17 protein-coding genes are annotated in these 19,015 nt (G+C 74.1%); 12 read left to right on the forward strand and 5 right to left on the reverse strand.

Going from position 1 to position 19,015, the window contains the following annotated elements:
- The first annotated feature begins 642 nt into the window (after positions 1-642).
- Entirely contained in the window at positions 643-1,203 is a 561-nt protein-coding gene (locus ABD335_RS05885) for an SRPBCC family protein (RefSeq protein ID WP_344321006.1), read from the forward strand.
- A gap of 268 nt (positions 1,204-1,471) precedes the next feature.
- Positions 1,472-2,155, forward strand: coding sequence for an SRPBCC family protein (locus ABD335_RS05890; protein WP_344321007.1), 684 nt, complete (start codon positions 1,472-1,474; stop codon positions 2,153-2,155).
- 57 nt (positions 2,156-2,212) lie between these two features.
- Here the strand turns inward: ABD335_RS05890 and ABD335_RS05895 are convergent, their stop codons facing one another.
- Positions 2,213-3,505, reverse strand: a complete 1,293-nt coding sequence (locus ABD335_RS05895; RefSeq protein ID WP_344321008.1) for a DUF1479 domain-containing protein — start codon at positions 3,503-3,505, stop codon at positions 2,213-2,215.
- 103 nt (positions 3,506-3,608) lie between these two features.
- Here ABD335_RS05895 and ABD335_RS05900 point away from each other — a divergent pair, with 103 nt between their 5' ends.
- Positions 3,609-4,754 carry an ROK family transcriptional regulator gene (locus ABD335_RS05900; RefSeq protein WP_344321009.1) on the forward strand — a complete coding sequence of 382 codons (1,146 nt, stop codon included), beginning with the start codon at positions 3,609-3,611 and terminating at the stop codon, positions 4,752-4,754.
- Positions 4,755-4,872: 118 nt separating this feature from the next.
- Positions 4,873-5,715 carry a DUF4184 family protein gene (locus ABD335_RS05905; protein ID WP_344321010.1) on the forward strand — a complete coding sequence of 281 codons (843 nt, stop codon included), beginning with the start codon at positions 4,873-4,875 and terminating at the stop codon, positions 5,713-5,715.
- Here the strand turns inward: ABD335_RS05905 and mreB are convergent.
- Positions 5,705-6,733 (reverse strand): rod shape-determining protein, encoded by a 1,029-nt coding sequence (gene mreB / locus ABD335_RS05910; protein ID WP_344321011.1) that lies wholly within the window; start codon positions 6,731-6,733, stop codon positions 5,705-5,707. The genes ABD335_RS05905 and mreB overlap by 11 nt on opposite strands.
- A 170-nt stretch (positions 6,734-6,903) precedes the next feature.
- Complete coding sequence (locus ABD335_RS05915; protein ID WP_344321012.1) at positions 6,904-8,829, reverse strand: ABC transporter ATP-binding protein; 1,926 nt, start codon at positions 8,827-8,829, stop codon at positions 6,904-6,906.
- A gap of 283 nt (positions 8,830-9,112) precedes the next feature.
- On the opposite strand from ABD335_RS05915, the gene ABD335_RS05920 reads away from it, so the two are divergent.
- Positions 9,113-9,472 carry an ArsR/SmtB family transcription factor gene (locus tag ABD335_RS05920; RefSeq protein ID WP_344321013.1) on the forward strand — a complete coding sequence of 120 codons (360 nt, stop codon included), beginning with the start codon at positions 9,113-9,115 and terminating at the stop codon, positions 9,470-9,472.
- Between the two features lie 323 nt (positions 9,473-9,795).
- Complete coding sequence (locus ABD335_RS05925; protein ID WP_344321014.1) at positions 9,796-10,035, forward strand: DUF397 domain-containing protein; 240 nt, start codon at positions 9,796-9,798, stop codon at positions 10,033-10,035.
- On the opposite strand, the gene ABD335_RS05930 is transcribed toward ABD335_RS05925, so the two are convergent.
- A complete protein-coding gene (locus tag ABD335_RS05930) occupies positions 10,022-10,603 on the reverse strand; it encodes an ATP-binding protein (RefSeq protein WP_344321015.1) in 582 nt (193 codons plus the stop codon). The two genes, ABD335_RS05925 and ABD335_RS05930, sit on opposite strands and share 14 nt — an antisense overlap.
- Positions 10,604-10,947: 344 nt before the next feature.
- Here ABD335_RS05930 and ABD335_RS05935 point away from each other — a divergent pair, with 344 nt between their 5' ends.
- From ABD335_RS05935 to ABD335_RS05955, 5 genes are all read left to right on the forward strand, one after another.
- Complete coding sequence (locus tag ABD335_RS05935; RefSeq protein WP_344321016.1) at positions 10,948-11,787, forward strand: helix-turn-helix domain-containing protein; 840 nt, start codon at positions 10,948-10,950, stop codon at positions 11,785-11,787.
- A gap of 54 nt (positions 11,788-11,841) precedes the next feature.
- Positions 11,842-13,299 carry an aldehyde dehydrogenase family protein gene (locus tag ABD335_RS05940; RefSeq protein ID WP_344321017.1) on the forward strand — a complete coding sequence of 486 codons (1,458 nt, stop codon included), beginning with the start codon at positions 11,842-11,844 and terminating at the stop codon, positions 13,297-13,299.
- A 164-nt stretch (positions 13,300-13,463) separates the two neighbouring features.
- Positions 13,464-14,027, forward strand: coding sequence for a DinB family protein (locus ABD335_RS05945; protein ID WP_344321018.1), 564 nt, complete (start codon positions 13,464-13,466; stop codon positions 14,025-14,027).
- Positions 14,028-14,142: 115 nt separating this feature from the next.
- Positions 14,143-14,772 (forward strand): PadR family transcriptional regulator, encoded by a 630-nt coding sequence (locus ABD335_RS05950; RefSeq protein WP_344321019.1) that lies wholly within the window; start codon positions 14,143-14,145, stop codon positions 14,770-14,772.
- Between the two features lie 150 nt (positions 14,773-14,922).
- Positions 14,923-16,674 (forward strand): threonine/serine exporter family protein, encoded by a 1,752-nt coding sequence (locus ABD335_RS05955; RefSeq protein WP_344321020.1) that lies wholly within the window; start codon positions 14,923-14,925, stop codon positions 16,672-16,674.
- A 181-nt stretch (positions 16,675-16,855) separates the two neighbouring features.
- On the opposite strand, the gene ABD335_RS05960 is transcribed toward ABD335_RS05955, so the two are convergent.
- Entirely contained in the window at positions 16,856-17,350 is a 495-nt protein-coding gene (locus ABD335_RS05960; RefSeq protein WP_344321021.1) for an inorganic diphosphatase, read from the reverse strand.
- 140 nt (positions 17,351-17,490) lie between these two features.
- On the opposite strand from ABD335_RS05960, the gene dacB reads away from it, so the two are divergent.
- Complete coding sequence (gene dacB / locus ABD335_RS05965; protein WP_344321022.1) at positions 17,491-18,948, forward strand: D-alanyl-D-alanine carboxypeptidase/D-alanyl-D-alanine endopeptidase; 1,458 nt, start codon at positions 17,491-17,493, stop codon at positions 18,946-18,948.
- Positions 18,949-19,015: the final 67 nt, after the last annotated feature.

Genomic DNA, 19,015 nt, shown 5'->3' on the forward strand with positions numbered 1-19,015 from the left:
TCCTGGAATGGCTGCTCGGTACGTTGGCACCGCCCGTACGAGCGGCTTCGTGATCGACGCTACGAAAGCGCGTCGGTGCACGCACGTGGTCATTTGGTCGCGGTTGCACATTCCGGAGTCCTGTGCACCGGCGGCCGGGGGTGTGGTGAAGCCGGAGAAAGGCGGCCGGGGCGGCTCTCCGCGTCCGTGCCGGAACCCGGAAAAATCATGCCCGAATTCACCCGTATGTACCAATAGAGCAACCCTTCTGCCGTGCTCTTTCGGCGGCCGTGCCGAGCGGGACGCGGAACCCCGGGACGTCCTCCCGTTTCCGCCCCGTGCGTCCCGCCGTCCGTCGCGTCACGGGGCGTCCGCACGCGGGAGGGGACGGGCGAGGGCCTTCCCCGCATCGGGGCCGGTCGGCGGATTCCCCGGCCGGCCCGGCTGCCGGGCCGCTCGTGGCCCGCCGGGGCGCCCCGCTCCCGCCGGCGCCTCGCGACGCCGACCGGTACGGCCGAACCCCGGTTACCCGGACGGCTCATGACGACAGGACAGCGGGAGCCGGCGGTACCAGGCTGACATCAGGAGGTACGCCCGGACGGGACGCGGACGCCTGGCCGGCCGTGCGGCCGGTGCTGTGCTCGCGCTCGCAGGAGGTGCCGGATGCCGCAGGTGCAGGTGCATGTGTCCATACCGCTGCCGGTCGAGGAGGTGTTCGCCTTCCTCGCCGACGGACGCAACCTGGCCGCCTGGCACTCGGGGGTGATGGCGATCCGTCCGGACGGCGACGACGCCTCCGGGCACGTGTACCGGTACCGCTTCCCCGGGCGCCGGCGCGAGCACCGGCTCGTCCGGGACGTGTACCGGCCCCCGATGCGGGTGGGGTTCGCCGGGCAGCGGATGTGGACGCCGCTGGGCACGCAGGTGCCGCGGTTCGACTTCCGGCTGTGGCCCCGGGGCGACACCTGCCGGGTCGAGGTGGGGGTGACCTCGTGCCTGTCGGGGGCGATGCTGCTGCTGTGGCCGGTGGTGGCCTGCGGCTGGCGGCGCGATCTGCCCGTCGACGCGCAGGCGCTGTACGAGGTGCTGACCGGCACCGAGCGGCCGGAGGGCGAGGGGATCGCCGCGCTCCCGGCCCGGCAGTCCGCGGAGGCCCCCGCGTCCGCCGACCCGCCCGGACCGCGGCGTGTCCACCGCCTCCGGCTCCCCGCCCTGCACGGCTGACCACCCGCACGGCCGACCGCCCGGTGCCCCGTCTCCCTCCGGAGGCGGGGCACCGGGCGCGCCGTCGTCCGGCCGTTTCGGTCCTCTCCCGCTCCCCGGGGCCGGCGGGGGCCGCGGCGCCGCGCGGGGGGCGGTAACCCGAACGGCTCACGAGCGCAGGACACCCGCACCGCGCGGACCGAGCCTGGCTGTGTAGGAGGAAGGACCGGACGGGACGTCGGCACCCGGTCGATCGAGCGGCCGGTGCTGCGCTCGCAGGAGGTGCCGGATGCCGCAGGTGCGGGTGTACGTGTCCATACCCATGCCGGTCGAGGAGGTGTTCGCCTTCCTCGCCGACGGGTGCAATCTGGCCGCCTGGCACTCGGGGGTGATGGCGATTCGTCCGGACGGGACGGACGAGGAGTACCGCTACAGGTTTCCCGGGCGCCGGCGGGAGTGCCGGCTGACCCGGACGGTGTACGAGCCCCCGGTGCGGGTGGGGTTCGTCGGGCAGCGGATGTGGACGCCGCTGGGCACGCAGGTGCCGCGGTTCGACTTCCGGCTGTGGTCGTGGGAGGGGGGTTCCCGGGTGGAGGTGGGGGTGACCTCGTGCCTGTCGGGGGCGATGCTGCTGCTGTGGCCGGTGGTGGCCTGCGGCTGGCGGCGCGATCTGCCCGTCGACGCGCAGGCGCTGTACGAGGTGCTGACCGGCGCCACCGAGCGGCCGGAGGGGGAGATGGAGGAGATGGTCGCGGTGCGGGAGGCGGCGGGCGGCGGCCCGACCGACAGCACCGCCCCGGACGCCGCCGTGGGCGCCCCCGCGCCGAGGACGGCCGCGGAGGTCGGCGTCCTCGGCCCCGACATCAGCACCGAACCGGGCTTCGGGTCCGTCGAGCCGTACCGGAGGGCGCCCGCCCGTCCGCGGGCGCCGTGGCCGGCACGCCGCTTCCGGCTCCCCGTCCCGCGCGGTTGACCGAGACGTCCGGCGCCCCGCCCCGGCTCCTCCGGGGCGGGGCGCCGCGCGTGCGGGTCAGGCCATGCCCAGGCCGCGGCGGCCGGTCTCGTTCAGCCGGTCGGGGCCGAAGCGGTCGGCCCAGGCGCTCTCGTAGTGCTCCTCGGGGAAGTCGCTCGGGCTGCGGCCGGTGAGGAAGGCGTCCCGGACGCTCTCCGCGTACCGCTCGTTGCGCGGGCACCAGGGCGCGGCGGGGATGTACACGACGTTGCCCCAGCCCTTCTGGTCCGTCACCGGCGCGACGCTGTGGATCATGTCGCAGTGCCACCAGACCGAGTCGCCGGCCTTGATGTCGGGCAGCCCGGTGAGGGCCCGCAGCAGCGGGGCGTGCCACTTCTCGCTCACCGGGAAGACCCGGTCGACGGTGACGCCGCACATGTCGTCCTCGGGCACGTCCGGCAGCAGCGGACGCAGCATCAGGTAGGCCATCGCCTCGGGGATCGGCACGGTGTGGAGGACGCCCTGGTCGTGGTCCATGTCCGACAGGGCGGTCCAGCCCTGGAAGGTGCGGAACGCCGAGCACATGGTGGTGCCGGGATACTGCGGCCCGGCGGTGCGGTGGGAGGCGTCCCAGGGGTCGTACTGCTCGACGGTGCCGTCGAACAGGTGCCGGAAGGCCCGCTGGTACTCCCGGGTCATCCACAGGTCGAGGGTGCCGGGGTCGCAGTGGGTGCCCAGGCCGCGGGAGTCGGTGCCCGGCGGGCGGCGGCGGATGCGGTCGGGGTAGAGCGCGTTGCGCTCCGGCTCGAACCACCGCACGCCCTCGGACTCGCTCGTCCACAGGGAGTTGAGGAAGGTCTGGACGCGGGCCATCCGGTCGCTCTGGCGGGCCTCCATCTGGGCGGCGGACCAGTAGATCGGGTAGATCTCGGGCTTGGAGCCGACGCTGCCGAAGAAGTCGTCGCCCGGACCGGAGTAGCTCTCGAAGAACCCGTTCCGCTCGACGTAGTCCACGATGTCGGCGTCCCAGGCCAGGGCCTGGTCGCGGTCGAAGTGGCCGCGCACCACCAGGCAGCCGCGCCGGCGGAGCCTGTCGAGCCGCTCGGCGGTCACGGTGCCGTTCGCGATGTCGGCGTAGTCGAGGACCGGCCAGACGCTCTCGCCGCGCTCCCGGTCGGCCTCGATCTCGGCGATCCGGGCCTCGACGCGCTCCTCGACCACCGCGAAGACCTCCTCGACGGTGCGGCCGGCGGCCTCGATGCGGGCGCGCAGGGCGGACTTGATCTCCCGGATCGCCTCGGCGAGGTCCTCGGGGGTGGTCTCCCAGTGGGGGAGGGCGGGGAGCCGCTGTGGGTCGAGTGCGGTGGTCACGCCGAGCTCCTTTGGTTAGGACTCCTTACAATGGGCTCACCGTAGTGCCCGCCCCTTCTTTGGGCAAGACTCCTTACCAAAGGCTCCTCACTAAACTTCGCCCATGTCCTCCGCCAAGCCGTCGCTGGAACTGCTGCGTTCCCTCACCGACGAGAACGTGCTGCGCGCGCTCATGGAGCGGCGGCGGCTGACCCGCGCGGAGATCGCGGCGGTGACGGGGATCTCCAAGCCGACGATCTCCGACAGCGTGCGCCGGCTGAGCCGGGCCGGCCTGCTGGAGGACACCGGAGAGCGCACCACCGGCCGGGGGCGCGCGGGCTCCTACTACTCCCTCGCCGGGAACGGCGGAGCCGCCCTGGTGGCGAGCATCACCCCGTCCGGGGTGACGGCCGAGGCGGTGGACGCCTTCGGCGACGTCGTCGCGCGGACCGCCGCCGAACTGGACAGGAACGCCGGCCGGGACCGGGCCGCCGCGGCGCTCGCCCGGGCCGCCGGGGAGCTGCGGGCGCGGATCCGGGGCGGGCTGCGCACCGCGGTGGTCAGCGCCGCCGACCCGGTCGACCGCGCGACCGGACGGCTCGTCCACCTGCCGGACGCGCCCTTCCTGGTCGGCGACCTGGACCCGGTCGAGATCCTGTCGCCCCTGGTCGACGGGCCGGTGCTCGTCGACAACGACGTCAACTGGGCGGCGCGCGCCGAACGCGGCGAGGGCCGCGCCCGGGGCGTCGACGACTTCGTCTACCTCCACCTCGGCGAGGGCCTGGGCTGCGCGGTGGTCAACGACGCCGAGGTCAGACGGGGACACCACGGCCTGGCCGGCGAGATCGCCCACCTGTACACCCCGGGCCCGGACGGCACGGCGATGCCGTTCACCCGGGTCTTCGCCGAACTCGGCCTCCGCCGGGCGGGCTCGACCGCCATCGACGTCGAGGCGCTGCGCGCCGCGGCCTTCGGCGCCGGCGAGGAGGCGGGCCGGGTGCGCGCCGTGCTGGCCCGCGCCGTGTGCGGGGTCGTCGCCGCCGCCGTCGCCCTGGCCGACCCGCGGCTGGTGGTGGTCGGCGGCGCGTGGGGCGCCGCGCCGGAGATGACCGAGGCGATCGGCGAGGAGTGCGCGAAGGCCCCGCGCGGTGTGCCGGTCGTCGCCGCGCGGGTCGAGACGCCCGAGCTGGTCGGCGCCCGCGGCCGGGCGGTGGAGGGCCTGAGGGAACTGATCGTCGCCGCGCTGCGTCCGACTCCACCGACACCCTGACCCCGTGCCGGTCCACGGCCGTGCGCGGTCCCGCGGCCGTGTGCGGGAGGCCGGCCGGGCGCCCGGGGGGCGAGGGCGCCTAGGGTGAGGGCAGGGGGATCGAGAGAGCGGGGGGCGCATGCCGTTCACACTCAGCCACGCCGCCGCGGCGCTGCCGGGAATCCGTGCGGACGGGACCGGCCGGGGGCCACTGGTGGCGTCCGCGCTGGTCGCCGGCACGCTCGCCCCGGACATGACGTACTACGCCGCCAGCGCGGTCCCCGCCGCCATGCGGCTGGGCGACCTCACCCACGCGCCGGTCGGCGTGGTCACCGTGGACGTCGTGATCGCCGCGGCGCTGGTCGGGGCGTGGCTGCTGCTCCGGGAGCCGTTGGTGGCGCTGGTGCCCGCGAGCCGGCGGGGCAGGGCGTACGCGCTCACCCGGGGACGGCCCTGGCGCGGCCGTCCGCTCGCCGGCCTGGTGGCGTGGGGCTGCGCGTCGGCGGCGCTGGGCGCGGCCACCCACGTGTTCTGGGACTCCTTCACGCACATGGACCGCTGGGGCGTGCGGTGGATCACGGCGCTGGACGAGCGGGTGCTCGGCGTCCCGCTGTACCACCAGCTCCAGTACGGCGGTTCCGTCCTCGCCCTGGTGGTGATCGCCGTCTTCCTGGCCAGGGCGTGGCGCGGGCTGCCCGACGCCCCGGTGCCCGAGGGGGTGCCCGGACTGCCCCCGCTGTCCCGGCGCGGGCGGCGCGGGGCGGTGGCGCTGCTGGTCGGCACGGCCGTCGTGGGCGCCGCGCACCGCTGCGCGCGCCGGGCCGCGGCGACGCCGGAGGCGATCCCGTGGGACGGCTACGTCCCCACCGCGATGTTCGGGGCGGGCGCGGGCCTCGCCCTGGCACTGGCGGTGTACGCGGTGGTGGCCCACGCGGTCGCGGCGCGGGCGCGCCGGCGCGTGCGGGAGCCCGTCAGCGGGTGAGCGGGTCGCGCTGGAGCGGCCGGACCCGTCCTTCCAGCATCGCGCCCAGGCCCTCCACCGCGCAGACGGCCGGCTGCTCGGCGACGTGCACCGGCATCCCGGTCGCCTGGCGCAGCATCGAGTCCAGTCCGGGCAGCAGCGCGCTGCCACCCACCAGCATGATCCCGCGGTCCGCGAGGTCGGCGACCAGATCGGGCTGGCACTGGCGCAGCACGCTGCGGATGGCGTCCACCATCGCCGTCAGCGGGGGCTGGATGGCGGCGCGCACGCTCTCGGTGTCCACGCTCACCGTGCGGAACAGCCCGGTGGACACGTCCCGGCCGTACACCTCGGCCTCGGCCTGGTCGGGCGGGGCGACGGACATCGCCAGGTGCAGGGGGTGGACGGCCTGGTGGGGGAGGAGCAGCTCGTGCTGGTTGCGCAGGTGCTGGATCACGGCCCGGTCGATGATCTCGCCGCCCACCGGGACCGTCTCGGCGGCGACGATCGAGCCCAGGGAGAGCACCGCGACGTGGGAGGTGGCCGCGCCGCACATCACGATCATGGTGGCCTCGGGCTCCTCCACGGGAAGCCCGGAGCCGACGGCCGCGGCGATCAGGCTGTCCACCAGCTCCACCCGCCGCGCGCCCATCCCGGCGAGCGTCTCGACGGCGGCCCGGCGGACCAGCGGCTCGGCGTCGTGCGGGATGCACACGGCGGCGCGCAGCATCGGCTTGCGCCGCCAGGCCCGGCGGATCCTGTCGCCGACCAGGGCGCGCAGCATCCGCCGGGCCATGTCGATGTCCACCACGGTGCCGTTGGACACCGGCCGGACGACCCGGATGTGCTCGGGGGTGCGGCCGACCATCCGCTCGGCCGGGGCGCCGACCGCGATCAGGGCGCCGGAGCGGGTGTTGACGGCGACGGCCGACGGGGCGTCCACGATGACGCCGAACCGTTTGAGGTAGACCCGGGTCCTGGCCGCGCCGAGGTCGACGGCTACGGAACAGCGGCGCAGTTGCTCAAGACTGACGGTCACAGCGGCATCTCCCCGTGGTGGCTCGATACGGACCGCCCACCCGGCGGTCCCGTCCTCATGCTGGGGGGTGTGCGGCGATCCCGCGCGTTGAACTGATCCGGACGGGCGAGGGCCGCCGGGAGGGACGCCCCGCGCCGAGTGCCGCGTACCGCCGGGGAGGTGACGCCCGGTCAGCCGGCGGGACGGACGGCGGTCGCCCCGGCGGTCGCCTCGGCCCCGCCGGCGCCCTGCTCGAACTGGGTGCGGTACAGCTCCCTGTACCGCCCGCCCGCCGCCAGGAGTTCCTCGTGGGTGCCGCGCTCGACGATCCGGCCGTCCTCCACCACCAGGATCAGGTCGGCGGCCCGGACCGTGGAGAGCCGGTGGGCGATCACCACGGAGGTGCGGCCCTGCAACGCCTCGGCCAGCGCCTCCTGGACGGCGGCCTCGGAGGTGGAGTCCAGGTGGGCGGTGGCCTCGTCGAGGATCACCACCCGCGGCCGGGCGAGCAGCAGCCGGGCGATGGTCAGCCGCTGGCGCTCGCCGCCGGAGAGGCGGTAGCCGCGCTCGCCGACGACCGTGTCCAGCCCGTCGGGGAGGGAGGCGACCAGCCCGTCCAGGCGGGCGCGGCGCAGCACGTCCCACAGCTCGTCCTCGCTCGCCTCCGGGCGGGCGAACAGCAGGTTGGCGCGGATGGAGTCGTGGAAGAGGTGGCCGTCCTGGGTGACCATGCCCAGCGTGGCGCGGAGGGAGGAGAAGGACAGCTCCCGCACGTCGACGCCGCCGATCCGCACCGCGCCGCCGTCGGCGTCGTACAGCCGCGGCACGAGCTGGGCGATGGTGGACTTGCCCGCGCCGGAGGAGCCCACCAGGGCCACCATCCGCCCCGGCTCGGCGCGGAAGGACACCTCGTGCAGCACCTGCTCGCCGCCGCGGGTGTCGAGGACGGCGACCTCCTCCAGGGAGGCCAGGGAGACCTTCTCGGCGGACGGGTAGGCGAAGTCCACGTGGTCGAACTCCACCGAGACCGGGCCGTCGGGGACCTCGCGGGCGTCCTCGCGCTCCTCGATCAGGGGCCTGAGGTCCAGCACCTCGAAGACGCGCTGGAAGCTGACCAGCGCGCTCATCACCTCCACCCGCGCCCCGGCCAGGGCGGTCAGCGGCGCGTAGAGCCGGGTGAGCAGCAGGGCCAGGGCCACGACCGAGCCGGCGTCCAGGCTCCCGCGCAGCGCGAACCAGCCGCCCAGCCCGTAGACCAGGGCCAGCGCCAGCGCGGAGACCAGGGTGAGCGCGGTGAAGAAGACGTGCTGGACCATGGCGGTGCGCACCCCGATGTCGCGGACGCGCCGGGCCCGCACGGCGAACTCCTCCGACTCCTCCTCCGGCCGTCCGAACAGCTTGACCAGGGTGGCGCCGGGCGCCGAGAACCGCTCGGTCATCTGGTTGCCCATCGCGGCGTTGTGGGCCGCGGCCTCCCGCGAGAGCCGGGCCAGCCGGGTGCCCATGCGCCGCGCGGGCAGCAGGAAGAGCGGCAGCAGCACCAGGGCGAGCAGGGTGATCTCCCAGGACAGCCGCACCATGACCACCAGCGTCAGCAGCAGGGTGACGGTGTTGGCGACCACGTTGGACAGGGTGCTGCTGAAGGCCCGCTGCGCGCCGATGACGTCGTTGTTGAGCCGGCTGACCAGCGCTCCGGTGCGGGTGCGGGTGAAGAAGGCCACCGGCATCCGCTGGACGTGGTCGAAGACGGCCGTCCGCAGGTCGAGGATCACTCCCTCGCCGATCCGCGCGGACAGCCACCGGGTCAGCAGCCCGACGACGGCCTCGGCCACCGCGATGACCGCGATCAGCACGGCCAGCCGGACGACGGTGCCGTCGGCCGCGCCGGTCGCCGGACCCTCGGTGATCACGTCGACCACCCGGCCCGCGAGCACCGGAGTGGCCACGGCCAGCAGCGCCGAGACCGTGCTGAACAGCAGGAAGAGCGCCAGACGCCGGCGGTGGGGACGGGCGAACTCCGCGATGCGGCGCAGGGTGGCCCGGGAGAGGGGCGGCTGCTCCTGCGGGGCGTGGCGTGCCTGGCTGAGCGCCATCCACGCGGTGGTCTCCATGCTCACGACGAGCACCTCCGGTTTCCGTCTCGGTGCTCCGGACGGTATGGGTTCAAGTCGACTTGAGGTCAAGGGTGGCTCGCGGGCGGTCCGGGCGGCACCCGACGGCTCCGGCCGCCGGCACCGGGTGCCGGTCCGGCGCGGGGGAGGGTTCCGCTCCGGGGGCCTGTCGGGGATCATTCGGGTGACCACCGATATCGACGCGGACTGCGAGCGGCCCGGAGCCGCCTGACCGACGGCACCGGCTTCCTCCACTCCGCGCCCACCCGAGGGCTTTCCAGGGGGAACGATGACTGCCATCGGCGTATCCGAGGACCGGCTCCGCGAGGACCGCCTCTTCGCCGCTCTCGCCAACGCCACCCGACGCGAGGTGCTGCGGCTGCTCCGTGTGGAGGGGCCACAGCCCGTGCAGCGGCTGGCCGACCACTTCGACATGCGGCGACCGAGCCTGTCGGAGCACCTGAAGGTGCTCCGGGAGGCGGGATTGGTCAGCGAACGCCGCATGGGGCGGGAGCGGCACTACCGGCTGGAGGCCGGCCCGCTCAGCGAGGTGCAGGACTGGTTGACCCCGTACGAGCGGTTCTGGCGGGAGACGCTGGACGACCTGCGCGACCTCCTCGACCGGGAGGCCGACGACACCCGGGCGTGAGCGGCGCGGGCGGCGTGGACGTACACCGGAGCACGACCACGGGCACGGTCCGCGCTCCCGCGCGCCGTGCCCGGCCCGCCGCCCGCTCCGCGCGTTCCCGTCCCGTCCCATCCGGTCCCCTGCCCGACCGGCCGCCCGACCCGCTGTCCGATCCGTCCGGTACCGGCGCTTTTCCGATCGGGAGCGCTTCCGGACCCGTTGTCATGGCGCCGTGACAGGCTGTCGTGCACGTGCATCTTCACGTGCATCGGCACGTGAACGGCGTTATGATCCCGGTCAGTTGACCGTTCCAGCACCCTGACCGCACCGCCCGGGAGAGTCCGATGCCCCACGTGTACAACGGCATGGCAGCCAGGGACCTCCACGGGGTCGTCTGGCAGAAGAGCAGGCACAGCAACTCCCAGGGAGCCTGCGTGGAGTTCGCCAAACTCCCGGGCGGCGACGTGGCCGTGCGGAATTCGCGCTATCCGGACGGCCCCGCGCTGGTCTACACCCCCGCCGAGGTCAAGGCGATGTTGCTCGGCGTCAAGGACGGCGAGTTCGACCACCTCATACAGGACTGACGCCCGTACCGCGGTCGGGGTTCAGTCGGAACAGCGCCCAGACGATTTTCCCCGGCAGGGGATCGCCCATCGGCTGCCAGCCCCAACCGTCGCTGAAGGACTCGACGAGGAAGAGTCCGCGCCCGGACTCGGCCGCGCGGTCGAGCAGTTCCTCCACCGCCTCGACGTCCGCCCCCTCGGCCGGCCCGTCGCCGACCGCCAGGGCGGTGAAGTCGGGCAGCTTGGCGACGGGGGCGTTCTTGCCGGGGTCGCGCACGGCGCACACCAGCCGACCGGACCAGTGCATCAGGTGCAGCCGTACCGGCGGCTCCAGTTCACCGGGCACCGCGCCGGAGAGGCCGTGGCGCAGGGCGTTGGTCACCAGTTCCGAGACCACGAGGGCCACGGTGTCGAAATGGCCGGTCAGTCCCCAGCGCGTCAGGACGTTCCGGGTGAACTCGCGGGCGGTCCTGACCGCCTCGTGACGGGGCGGCAGGGCGCAGGACGCGGAGCCGGAGAGCGCGTCGGGGTCGAACGGCGGGAAGGCGTGCCATAAACGGTCGAGCACGGTAGGTCCTTCGGTCCCCATGGCGAGGCGCTCCTGGCGTTGCGGCGGTCTTGGCCCTGGCGGACCCCGTCAGCGGTCTTCCGTTTCTCGTTCCGCTCGTTGCGCTGCTTCGATGGATCGTGTACATGCCCAAGTGCCCTGACGCTGCGTGCACTTGTGCGTTCCCCATGGTTCCCAATGCCCACAGCAGATGCAAGGGCAGATGCACGTGCACGCGCGACTTTCGATTGTGTGTAATCGCATGGGCACGCAACGGAGCGCATTAGTGGCAGACTGCCCCTTGTGCCAGGGGTGGAGAGCTGATCACAACAGGAGCATTTCCGGTGAAAAACGGAGTGAACGGGGCCAACGGTTCGAGTGGGTCGATGGTGCGCCGAATCCTGCTCGGCTCCCAGCTGCGGCGGCTCCGGGAGGCCCGCGGGGTCACCCGCGAGGAAGCCGGATATTCCATTCGGGCCTCCGAATCGAAGATCAGCCGTATGGAGTTGGGGCGTGTGAGCTTCAAGGCGCGGGACGTCGAGGACCTGCTCACGCTGTACGGCGTCACCAGCGAGGCCGAGCGCGAGCCGCTGTTGAACCTCGCCAAGGAGTCCAGCGTCGCCGGCTGGTGGCACAGCTACAGCGACGTGCTGCCGAACTGGTTCCAGACGTACGTCGGCCTGGAGGGCGCCGCCTCCCACATCGGCGTCTACGAGGTCCAGTTCGTCTCGGGACTGCTGCAGACCGAGGACTACGCCCGGGCGGTCGTCACCAGCGGCCACCAGACGGGGCTGTCCCGGGAGGAGGTCGACCGCCGCGTCGCCCTGCGTCTGGAGCGGCAGAAGCTGCTGCTCTCCGAGCAGGCGCCGCAGTTCCGCTGCGTGCTGGACGAGGCGGCGCTGCGCCGCCCGTACGGTGGCCGCGAGGTGATGGACGCGCAGCTCCGGCACCTCGTGGAACTCTCCGAACTCCCCCACGTCAGACTCCAGGTGATGCCGTTCGACACCGGCGGACACCCGGCCGAGAGCGGGGCGTTCACCCTGCTGCGCTTCCCGGAGTCCGAGATCTCGGACATCGTGTACCTGGAGCACCTCACCGGTGCCCTCTACGTGGACAAGCCGGACGAGGTCGCCCAGTACGAGAGCGTGCTCGACCGCCTGTTGGAGAACAGCCTCTCCCCGGAGGAGACCAGGGAACTCCTCCATGAGATCCGCCAATCAGACTAGCCCGCCCGTAATATGACGTGCCATCGGCCATTACCCCCCACCGACAGGAATGGCATGAGGCACTTCACGGACCTGGCGTTCCAGTACATAGCCGGCCGATGGCGCCCTGGCGGCGGCTCCTGGGAGGTCATCGACGTCAATCCCTACGACGGAGAGAGGCTGGCGTCCATCACCGTGGCCACGGGCGAGGAGATCGACCTGGCCTACCGTGCCGCCGAGCGCGCCCAGCCGTCCTGGGCGGCCACGGACCCGGCCGCCCGGGCGTCCGTCCTCGACCGGGCCGCGGACCTGCTGGCGGAGCGCGGGGAGGAACTCGTCGGCGTGCTCGTCGCGGAACTGGGCGGCACCCGCGCCAGGGCCGCCCTCGAACTCCGGCTGGCCGTCGAGTGCCTGCGCGAGGCCGCGCGGCTGGCGCCGCGCGCCGGGGGGCGGACCGCCTCCTCGGCGGCGGGCGACGGGGAGACCCGCGTCCACCGGGAGCCCGCCGGCACCGTCTGTGTGATCTCCTCCCTCACCTGCCCCCTGCTGCTCTCCCTCCGGGCGGTCGCGGCCGCGCTCGCGCTCGGCAACGCCGTCGTGCTCAAGCCCCACCACGCGGCCCCCGTCTGCGGCGGCACGCTGCCGGCCGCGCTGCTGGAGGAGGCGGGACTGCCGCCCGGGCTGCTCAACGTCGTGGTCACCGACATCGCCGAGGTGGGGAACGCCCTGATCGAGCACCCGGTCCCCCGGGTGGTCTTCTTCACCGGATCGCCCCGGACCGGCGGCCACGTCGCCGCCGTCGCCGCCGCCCGGCTCAAGCGGACCGTGCTGGAGACGGGCCGCGGCGGCGCGCTGGTCGTCCTGGACGACGCCGACGTGGACCGCGCCGTGGACGCCGCGGTGTTCAGCCGCTTCATCGACCAGGGCCAGATGTGCCTGGCGGCGAGCCGCGTCCTGGTGGACCGCGCCGTGCTGGAGGAGTTCACCGGGAAGTTCACCGCCCGCGCGGCGGAGCTGAGGGTCGGCGACCCCACCGACCCCGCCACCCGGATCGGACCGATGATCACCCCCGGCCTCGCCGAGTCCGTCACCGAGTCCGTCGACCGGGCCGTGCGGGAGGGGGCCACCGCGCTGCTGCGCGGGGAGACCAGGGGCACCCTCGTCCCGCCGGCCGTCCTCACCGACATCCCCGAAGGCGCCGAGATCCTCACTCGCGAGGTGCCCGGCCCGGTCGCCCTGCTGCTGCCGTTCGACGGCGAGGAGGAGGCGGTACGGCTCGCCAACGGCGTGCCGCGGGCGCTCAGCGGGGCGGTGCACACGGCCGACGTGGAGCGCGGCGTCCGGCTGGCGCGGCGGATCGACGCCGGAGCCGTCCACGTCAACGGGGCGACGGTGGAGGGGCCGTCGGCGGGCGCCCTCGGCGGCGGACGGCGGCCGGGGCCGGGCCGGCCGGACACGCAGGCGCTGCTGGACGCCTTCACCACGCTCACCTGGGTCACCGTCCGGGACGGGCACGAGCCGTTCCCGCTCTGACGGAGCCGGCGCGGAGCGCTCCTTCCGGACGTCCCCCGCCCTCCGCGCGGAGTCGTTCCGCCGCGCCTCTCCTCGAGGACGGAACCTGTCCTGAAGCCTCCGTAGCGTCGTTCTCGTCGACGGGACCGAACAGCGGCCCCGTCACCGACGCCCGAGGAGACGACATGCCCGTTCCCGTTGCCCCCGAGGCCCCCGGCGACGAGCGCGGAGCCCTGCTGGCCTACCTGGAGGCCCAGCGCGGCGGCATCCGACGAGCCCTCCACGGCCTCACCGAGGAGCAGGCGCGGAGCAGGCCGAGCGCGAGCGGGCTCTCGTTGGCCGGCGTGCTCAAGCACGTCGCGGTGGGGGAGCGCGACTGGCTGCGGACGATGCGCGGCGAGCCCTTCGACCTCCGGGGACAAACGAAGGTGTGGGAGGACAGCTTCGTCCCCGGGGAGGGCGAGACGGTCGCGTACCTGCTGGCCCTCTACGAGCGGGTGGCTCGCGAGACGGAGGAGGCGGTACGGGCGCTGCCCTCGCTCGACGTCACCTTCACCACCCCCAGGGTCCCCTGGGACGAGGGCGGCGAACGCTCCTGGCGGTGGGCCCTGCTCCACCTGATCGAGGAGACCGCCCGGCACGCGGGCCACGCGGACGTCGTCCGCGAGTCGATCGACGGCAAGGGCGCCTTCGACCTGGTCTTCGAGACGGGCGCGCTGCCGGAGCCGGACTGGTCCGTGCTGGAGTGATCTCCCGGTCCTCCCGACCCTCCCGGCCCGAGGCTCGATCCCGCGCCCGTCGCCGTCCGTCTACGCTGGGCGACGACGGGTGCGGGAAGGCCCGGAGGAGGCCGGAGGGGAAGAGATGTCGGCGATCCGGTTGCTGGTGCTGGGAGCGGTCCGCCAGCACGGACGCGCGCACGGCTACCAGGTCCGCAACGACCTGGAGTTCTGGGGAGCGCACGAGTGGTCCAACGCCAAGCCGGGCTCGATCTACCACGCGCTCAAGCAGATGGCGAAGCAGGGACTGCTGATCGCGCACGACACCGCGCCGAGCACGGCCGGCGGCCCGCCGCGCACCGAGTACGAGCTGACGGAGGCGGGCGAGGAGGAGTACCTCCGCCTGCTGCGCTGGGCGCTCACCGCCCACGACGAGAGGCCGGACGTGCTCACGGCCGGGGTCGGCTTCATCGTGGACCTGCCGCGCGAGGAGGCGATCGCGCTGCTCAGGCGGCGCGTGCGGGCGCTGGAGGAGTGGAGCGAGGAGGTGACCCGGGAGTGGACCCCGCAGGGCGCGCCCGAGGAGTGGGGCCACATCGGCGAGGTCATGCGGCTGTGGGTGCACACCGCCCGGAGCGGGGCGGAGTGGACCCGCGGCCTGATCGAACGCCTGGAGAACGGCGCGTACGTGATGGCGGGCGAGGGCGAGCGGTCGGTCGAGGTGCTGCCGGAGGGCGTGGAGAACCCGTTCGCCGACCGGACGCCCGGACGCTGAAACGCATCTCACACGGAACGCGCCCCGCCACCTCCTCCGTCCGGGCGGGGCGGCCCCTATCCTCGCTGACGGGAACGGACATTTCCCTCCCCGGGAAGGGGAACGTCCTGTCCGGACGAGAACGGCTGGAGGCGTGAGGAGCGGACGAGTTTGGCCCCGGAGACCACCACGAACAGCACGGTGACCGAGAGCGGTCGCCCCGAGGACCGCGGGCACCCCTCGGACGAGACCCGGAACCACCCCCAGGCCCACAGCGCCTTCACCCCGCCCCCCGGCGTGCCGCTGCCGTCTCCGCAGGCCGAGGACGAGCACCCCACCTCCGAGTTCGCCGTGCCCGAGGGCCTGAGGAAGGTCCCGGCGCCCCCCGAGGACGAGCACCCCACGTCGGAGTTCGCCGTCCCCGAGGGCGTGCGGACGGCCCCGCAGCCCGAGCCCGGCTCCGCCTTCACCCCGCCCGAGGGCATCCCGGTGGTCAACGCCCTGGTGCGGCCGGGGGCGCCCTGGCAGGACCGGATGCGCACCATGGTCCGGATGCCGATGGGCGAGCGGCCCGTGCCCGAACGCCCCCGGCGCGTGGACGAGGAGGACACCGACACCGGACCGTCCGCGCCGCGCGTGCTCGACCTGACGCTCCGCATCGGCGAGCTGCTGCTCGCGGGCGGCGAGGGGGCCGAGGACGTCGAGGCGGCGATGTTCGGCGTGGCGCACGCCTACGGACTGGACCGCTGCGAGCCGACGGTCACCTTCACCCTGCTGTCGATGACCTACCAGCCGTCGCTGGTGGACGACCCCATCACGCTGAGCCGGACCGTGCGCCGCCGCGGCACCGACTACACCCGGCTGGCGGCGGTCTTCCGCCTGGTGGACGACATCACCGACGGCGACGTCACGCTGGAGGAGGCGTACGGCCGGCTCGCCGAGATCCGCCGTAACCGCCACCCGTACTCCAAGGGCACGCTCACCGTCGCCAGCGGTCTGCTGGCCGGCGCGGCGTCCACCCTGGTCGGCGGCGGCTGGCTGGTGTTCCTCCTCGCGGCGGTGGGCGCGATGCTCGGCGACCGGCTCGCCTGGTTCTTCTCCAAGCGCGGACTGCCGGAGTTCTACCAGTTCGTGGCGGCGGCGATGCCTCCCGCGGCGATCGGGGTGGCGGTCGAGCTGTTCGCCGCGGACTTCGGCATGTACATCAAGGCGTCCGCGGTCGTCACCGGCGGCCTGTTCCCGCTGATCCCCGGGAGAGCCCTGGTGGCGGCCGTCCACGACGGGCTGACCGGCTTCTACATCACCGCGGCCGCCCGTCTGCTGGAGGTGATCTACCTCGTCGTCGGCATCGTCTGCGGTGTGCTGCTCGTGCTCTACATCGGCTCCGAGATGGGCGCGGGCTACATCAGCCCGGAGGGCCTGGACCTGCGCACCCGGCCGCTCCTCCAGCTCGTGGCGGCGATGCTGCTGGCGCTGACCTTCTGCGTCCTGCTCCAGCAGGAGCGCTCCACCGTGCTGCTCGCCACGCTCAACGGCGGCGTCGCCTGGCTGGTGTACGGCGCCATGGCCGACGTCGGGGGCATCGAGCCGGTCGCGGCGACCGCGGCGGCGGCCGGTCTGGTGGGTCTGTTCGGGCAGCTGATGTCGCGCTACCGGTTCGTGTCGGCGCTGCCGTACGTCACGGCGGCGATCGGCCCGCTGCTGCCCGGTAGCGCCATCTACTTCGGGCTGATCGGCATCGCCCAGGGCCACCTGGACCAGGGCATGGGCAACCTGTCGCGGGCCGTCGCCCTGGCGCTGGCGATCGCCATCGGGGTCAACCTGGGGAACGAGCTGGCCCGGCTGTTCATCAAGTCCCCGGCCCGGGAGACCCCGACCCCGCTGCCGGGCCGCCGCGCGGCGAAGCGCACCCGCGGCTTCTGACGCGTTCCGCCGCACGCGCCGCCGGCGTCCTCCGCGGCCGACCCGAGGGCGCCGGAGACGGGTGTGCCCCGGACCGTGGGGTCCGGGGCACCGGGAGCGGGCCGGGCGGGACCCGGCGCCGCGCCGCACGCTCGGCGCGGCGGACCGCACGCCCGCGGGGCGCGGACCCGCCGACGGCGGCTCAGTGCCGGCCGCCCGCCTCCTGCAGGCGCTTGATCGAGGCCTCGACCTCGGCCTCGGCCTCGGCGCGGCCGACCCAGTCGGCGCCCTCGACCGACTTGCCGGGCTCCAGGTCCTTGTAGACCTCGAAGAAGTGCTGGATCTCCAGCCGGTCGAACTCGCTCACGTGGTGGATGTCGCGCAGGTGCTCCACCCGCGGGTCGGACGCGGGCACGCACAGCAGCTTGTCGTCGCCGCCGGCCTCGTCCGTCATGCGGAACATGCCGATGGCGCGGCACTTGATGATGCAGCCCGGGAAGGTCGGCTCCTCCAGCAGCACCAGTGCGTCCAGAGGGTCTCCGTCCTCACCCAGGGTGTTGTCGACGAAGCCGTAGTCGGCCGGGTACACGGTCGAGGTGAACAGGTGACGGTCGAGCCGGATGCGACCGGTCTTGTGGTCCACCTCGTACTTGTTCCGCGACCCCTTCGGGATCTCGATGACGACGTCGAACTCCAAGGGAGACTCCTCCGTAGGTTCCGGTCTTCGCCGGGGTCCGGGGGTCCTCCCCCGGAGATCGGCGGTGTGGTGGTTAAGTTTCCCTCACGCAGGCGTGTGGGTGCGAAAGGGGCTGGTCCTAGGTGCGGGACACATGGCAGGTGGCAGTCGGCTCCGCCGCCGTCGGACTCGCGATCGCCGTGGCGGCGGTGGCCGTCGCGGGACCCTGGGACTCCGGCCAGCGTACGGCGGAGCGGATCCGCGCCGCCTCCGGGGACCACCACGGCTCCACGGGACGCGGGGGCGGCCTCGCCGGGGAACCGGCCCCCGCGCCCAGCGCCCGCGAGGTGCTGACCGCGCTCGGCGCGGCACGGGACGACACCGAGGGTGACGGCTCCACGACGGGCGACCCCGGACAGGACGGCGCCGCGCCGGGCTCCGGCAGGGCCCCCCTGCCCACCCGCGCCGCGCTCGCCGACGCCCTGGAACCGCTGCTGGAGGAGGACGCGCTGGGCACGCTCGCCACCGCCTCGGTGACGGACGTGGCGACCGGGCGGCGGCTCTACGCCTCCGGGGCCGACAAGGCCGTCGTGCCGGCCTCCACCATCAAGATCGCCACGTCGGTCGCCGCGCTGTCGGCCCTCGGGGACGACCACCGGATCCCCACCCGCGTGGTGTGGGACGCGGACGACCGCCGCGCCGTCCTGGTCGGCGGCGGCGACCCGACGCTGACCCGCGCGGGGCTGGAGCGGCTGGCCGACGCCACCGCCCGGAAGCTGGCGGAGCGCGGCGCGGAGCGGATCACCCTGGCCTACGACACCTCGCTCTACAGCGGCCCCGTCCGCCACCCGATCGGTGTGAACGACAACATCGCCCCGGTCACCGCGCTGATGGTGAACGAGGGACGCCTGGACGAGAGCACCCGCGGCCCCGCCCCGCGCTCGGCGGACCCGGCCCGCGACGCCGCCGAGGCGTTCGCCGACCGCCTGCGCGACCGCGGCGTGGACGTCTCCGGCTCCCCGGACGCCCGCAAGGCGCCGAAGGGGGCCGAGGAACTGGCCGTCCACCGCTCGGCGCCGCTGTCGGAGCTGGTCGAGCGGACGCTGACGCACAGCGACAACGACATCGCCGAGGCGCTCGCCCGGCAGACCGCCGTGGCGCGCGGCGAGCCCGCGAGCTTCGCCGGCGCCGCCCGCGCCGTGCGGGACCAGCTCGCGGAGTACGACGGGCTGCCCCTGAAGGGGGCGCGCTTCGCGGACGGCAGCGGGCTCGACCGGGACGACAGGCTCTCCGCCGACCTGCTGACCCGACTGCTGGTGCTCTCCGCCGACCCCGACCGGCCCGACCTGCGGCCCGTCCTGACCGGTCTGCCCGTGGCCCGCTTCAACGGCACGCTCGGCGGCCGCTACGACGACACCGCCACCCGCGCCGGCGCGGGCCTGGTCCGCGCCAAGACCGGCACGCTGACCGGGATCAACACCCTGGCGGGCACGGTCGTGGACGCCGACGGCAGGCTGCTGGCCTTCGCCTTCACGGCGTCCGGCACCACGGACCGCCACGGGGCCCACGCGGTCCTGGACCGCCTCGCCTCGGCCGTCGCCAACTGCGGCTGCCGCTGACCGTCCCGCACGCCCCGCCCCGCGGGGCTTCCCGAGCCGCGGGGCTTTACGGACCGGCGCCGACGGG

The organism is Streptomyces macrosporus, assembly GCF_039533145.1.
Taxonomy (GTDB): Bacteria; Actinomycetota; Actinomycetes; order Streptomycetales; family Streptomycetaceae; genus Streptomyces; species Streptomyces macrosporus.

Coding starts and splice junctions, on each gene's coding strand:
- ABD335_RS05885 (WP_344321006.1), top strand. CDS start 643: ATGCCGCAGGTGCAGGTGCATGTGTCCATACCGCTGCCGGTCGAGGAG.
- ABD335_RS05935 (WP_344321016.1), top strand. CDS start 10,948: ATGGTGCGCCGAATCCTGCTCGGCTCCCAGCTGCGGCGGCTCCGGGAG.
- ABD335_RS05900 (WP_344321009.1), top strand. CDS start 3,609: ATGTCCTCCGCCAAGCCGTCGCTGGAACTGCTGCGTTCCCTCACCGAC.
- ABD335_RS05925 (WP_344321014.1), top strand. CDS start 9,796: ATGCCCCACGTGTACAACGGCATGGCAGCCAGGGACCTCCACGGGGTC.
- ABD335_RS05920 (WP_344321013.1), top strand. CDS start 9,113: ATGACTGCCATCGGCGTATCCGAGGACCGGCTCCGCGAGGACCGCCTC.
- ABD335_RS05890 (WP_344321007.1), top strand. CDS start 1,472: ATGCCGCAGGTGCGGGTGTACGTGTCCATACCCATGCCGGTCGAGGAG.
- ABD335_RS05950 (WP_344321019.1), top strand. CDS start 14,143: ATGTCGGCGATCCGGTTGCTGGTGCTGGGAGCGGTCCGCCAGCACGGA.
- ABD335_RS05940 (WP_344321017.1), top strand. CDS start 11,842: ATGAGGCACTTCACGGACCTGGCGTTCCAGTACATAGCCGGCCGATGG.
- ABD335_RS05905 (WP_344321010.1), top strand. CDS start 4,873: ATGCCGTTCACACTCAGCCACGCCGCCGCGGCGCTGCCGGGAATCCGT.
- ABD335_RS05930 (WP_344321015.1), bottom strand. CDS start 10,603: ATGGGGACCGAAGGACCTACCGTGCTCGACCGTTTATGGCACGCCTTC.
- ABD335_RS05945 (WP_344321018.1), top strand. CDS start 13,464: ATGCCCGTTCCCGTTGCCCCCGAGGCCCCCGGCGACGAGCGCGGAGCC.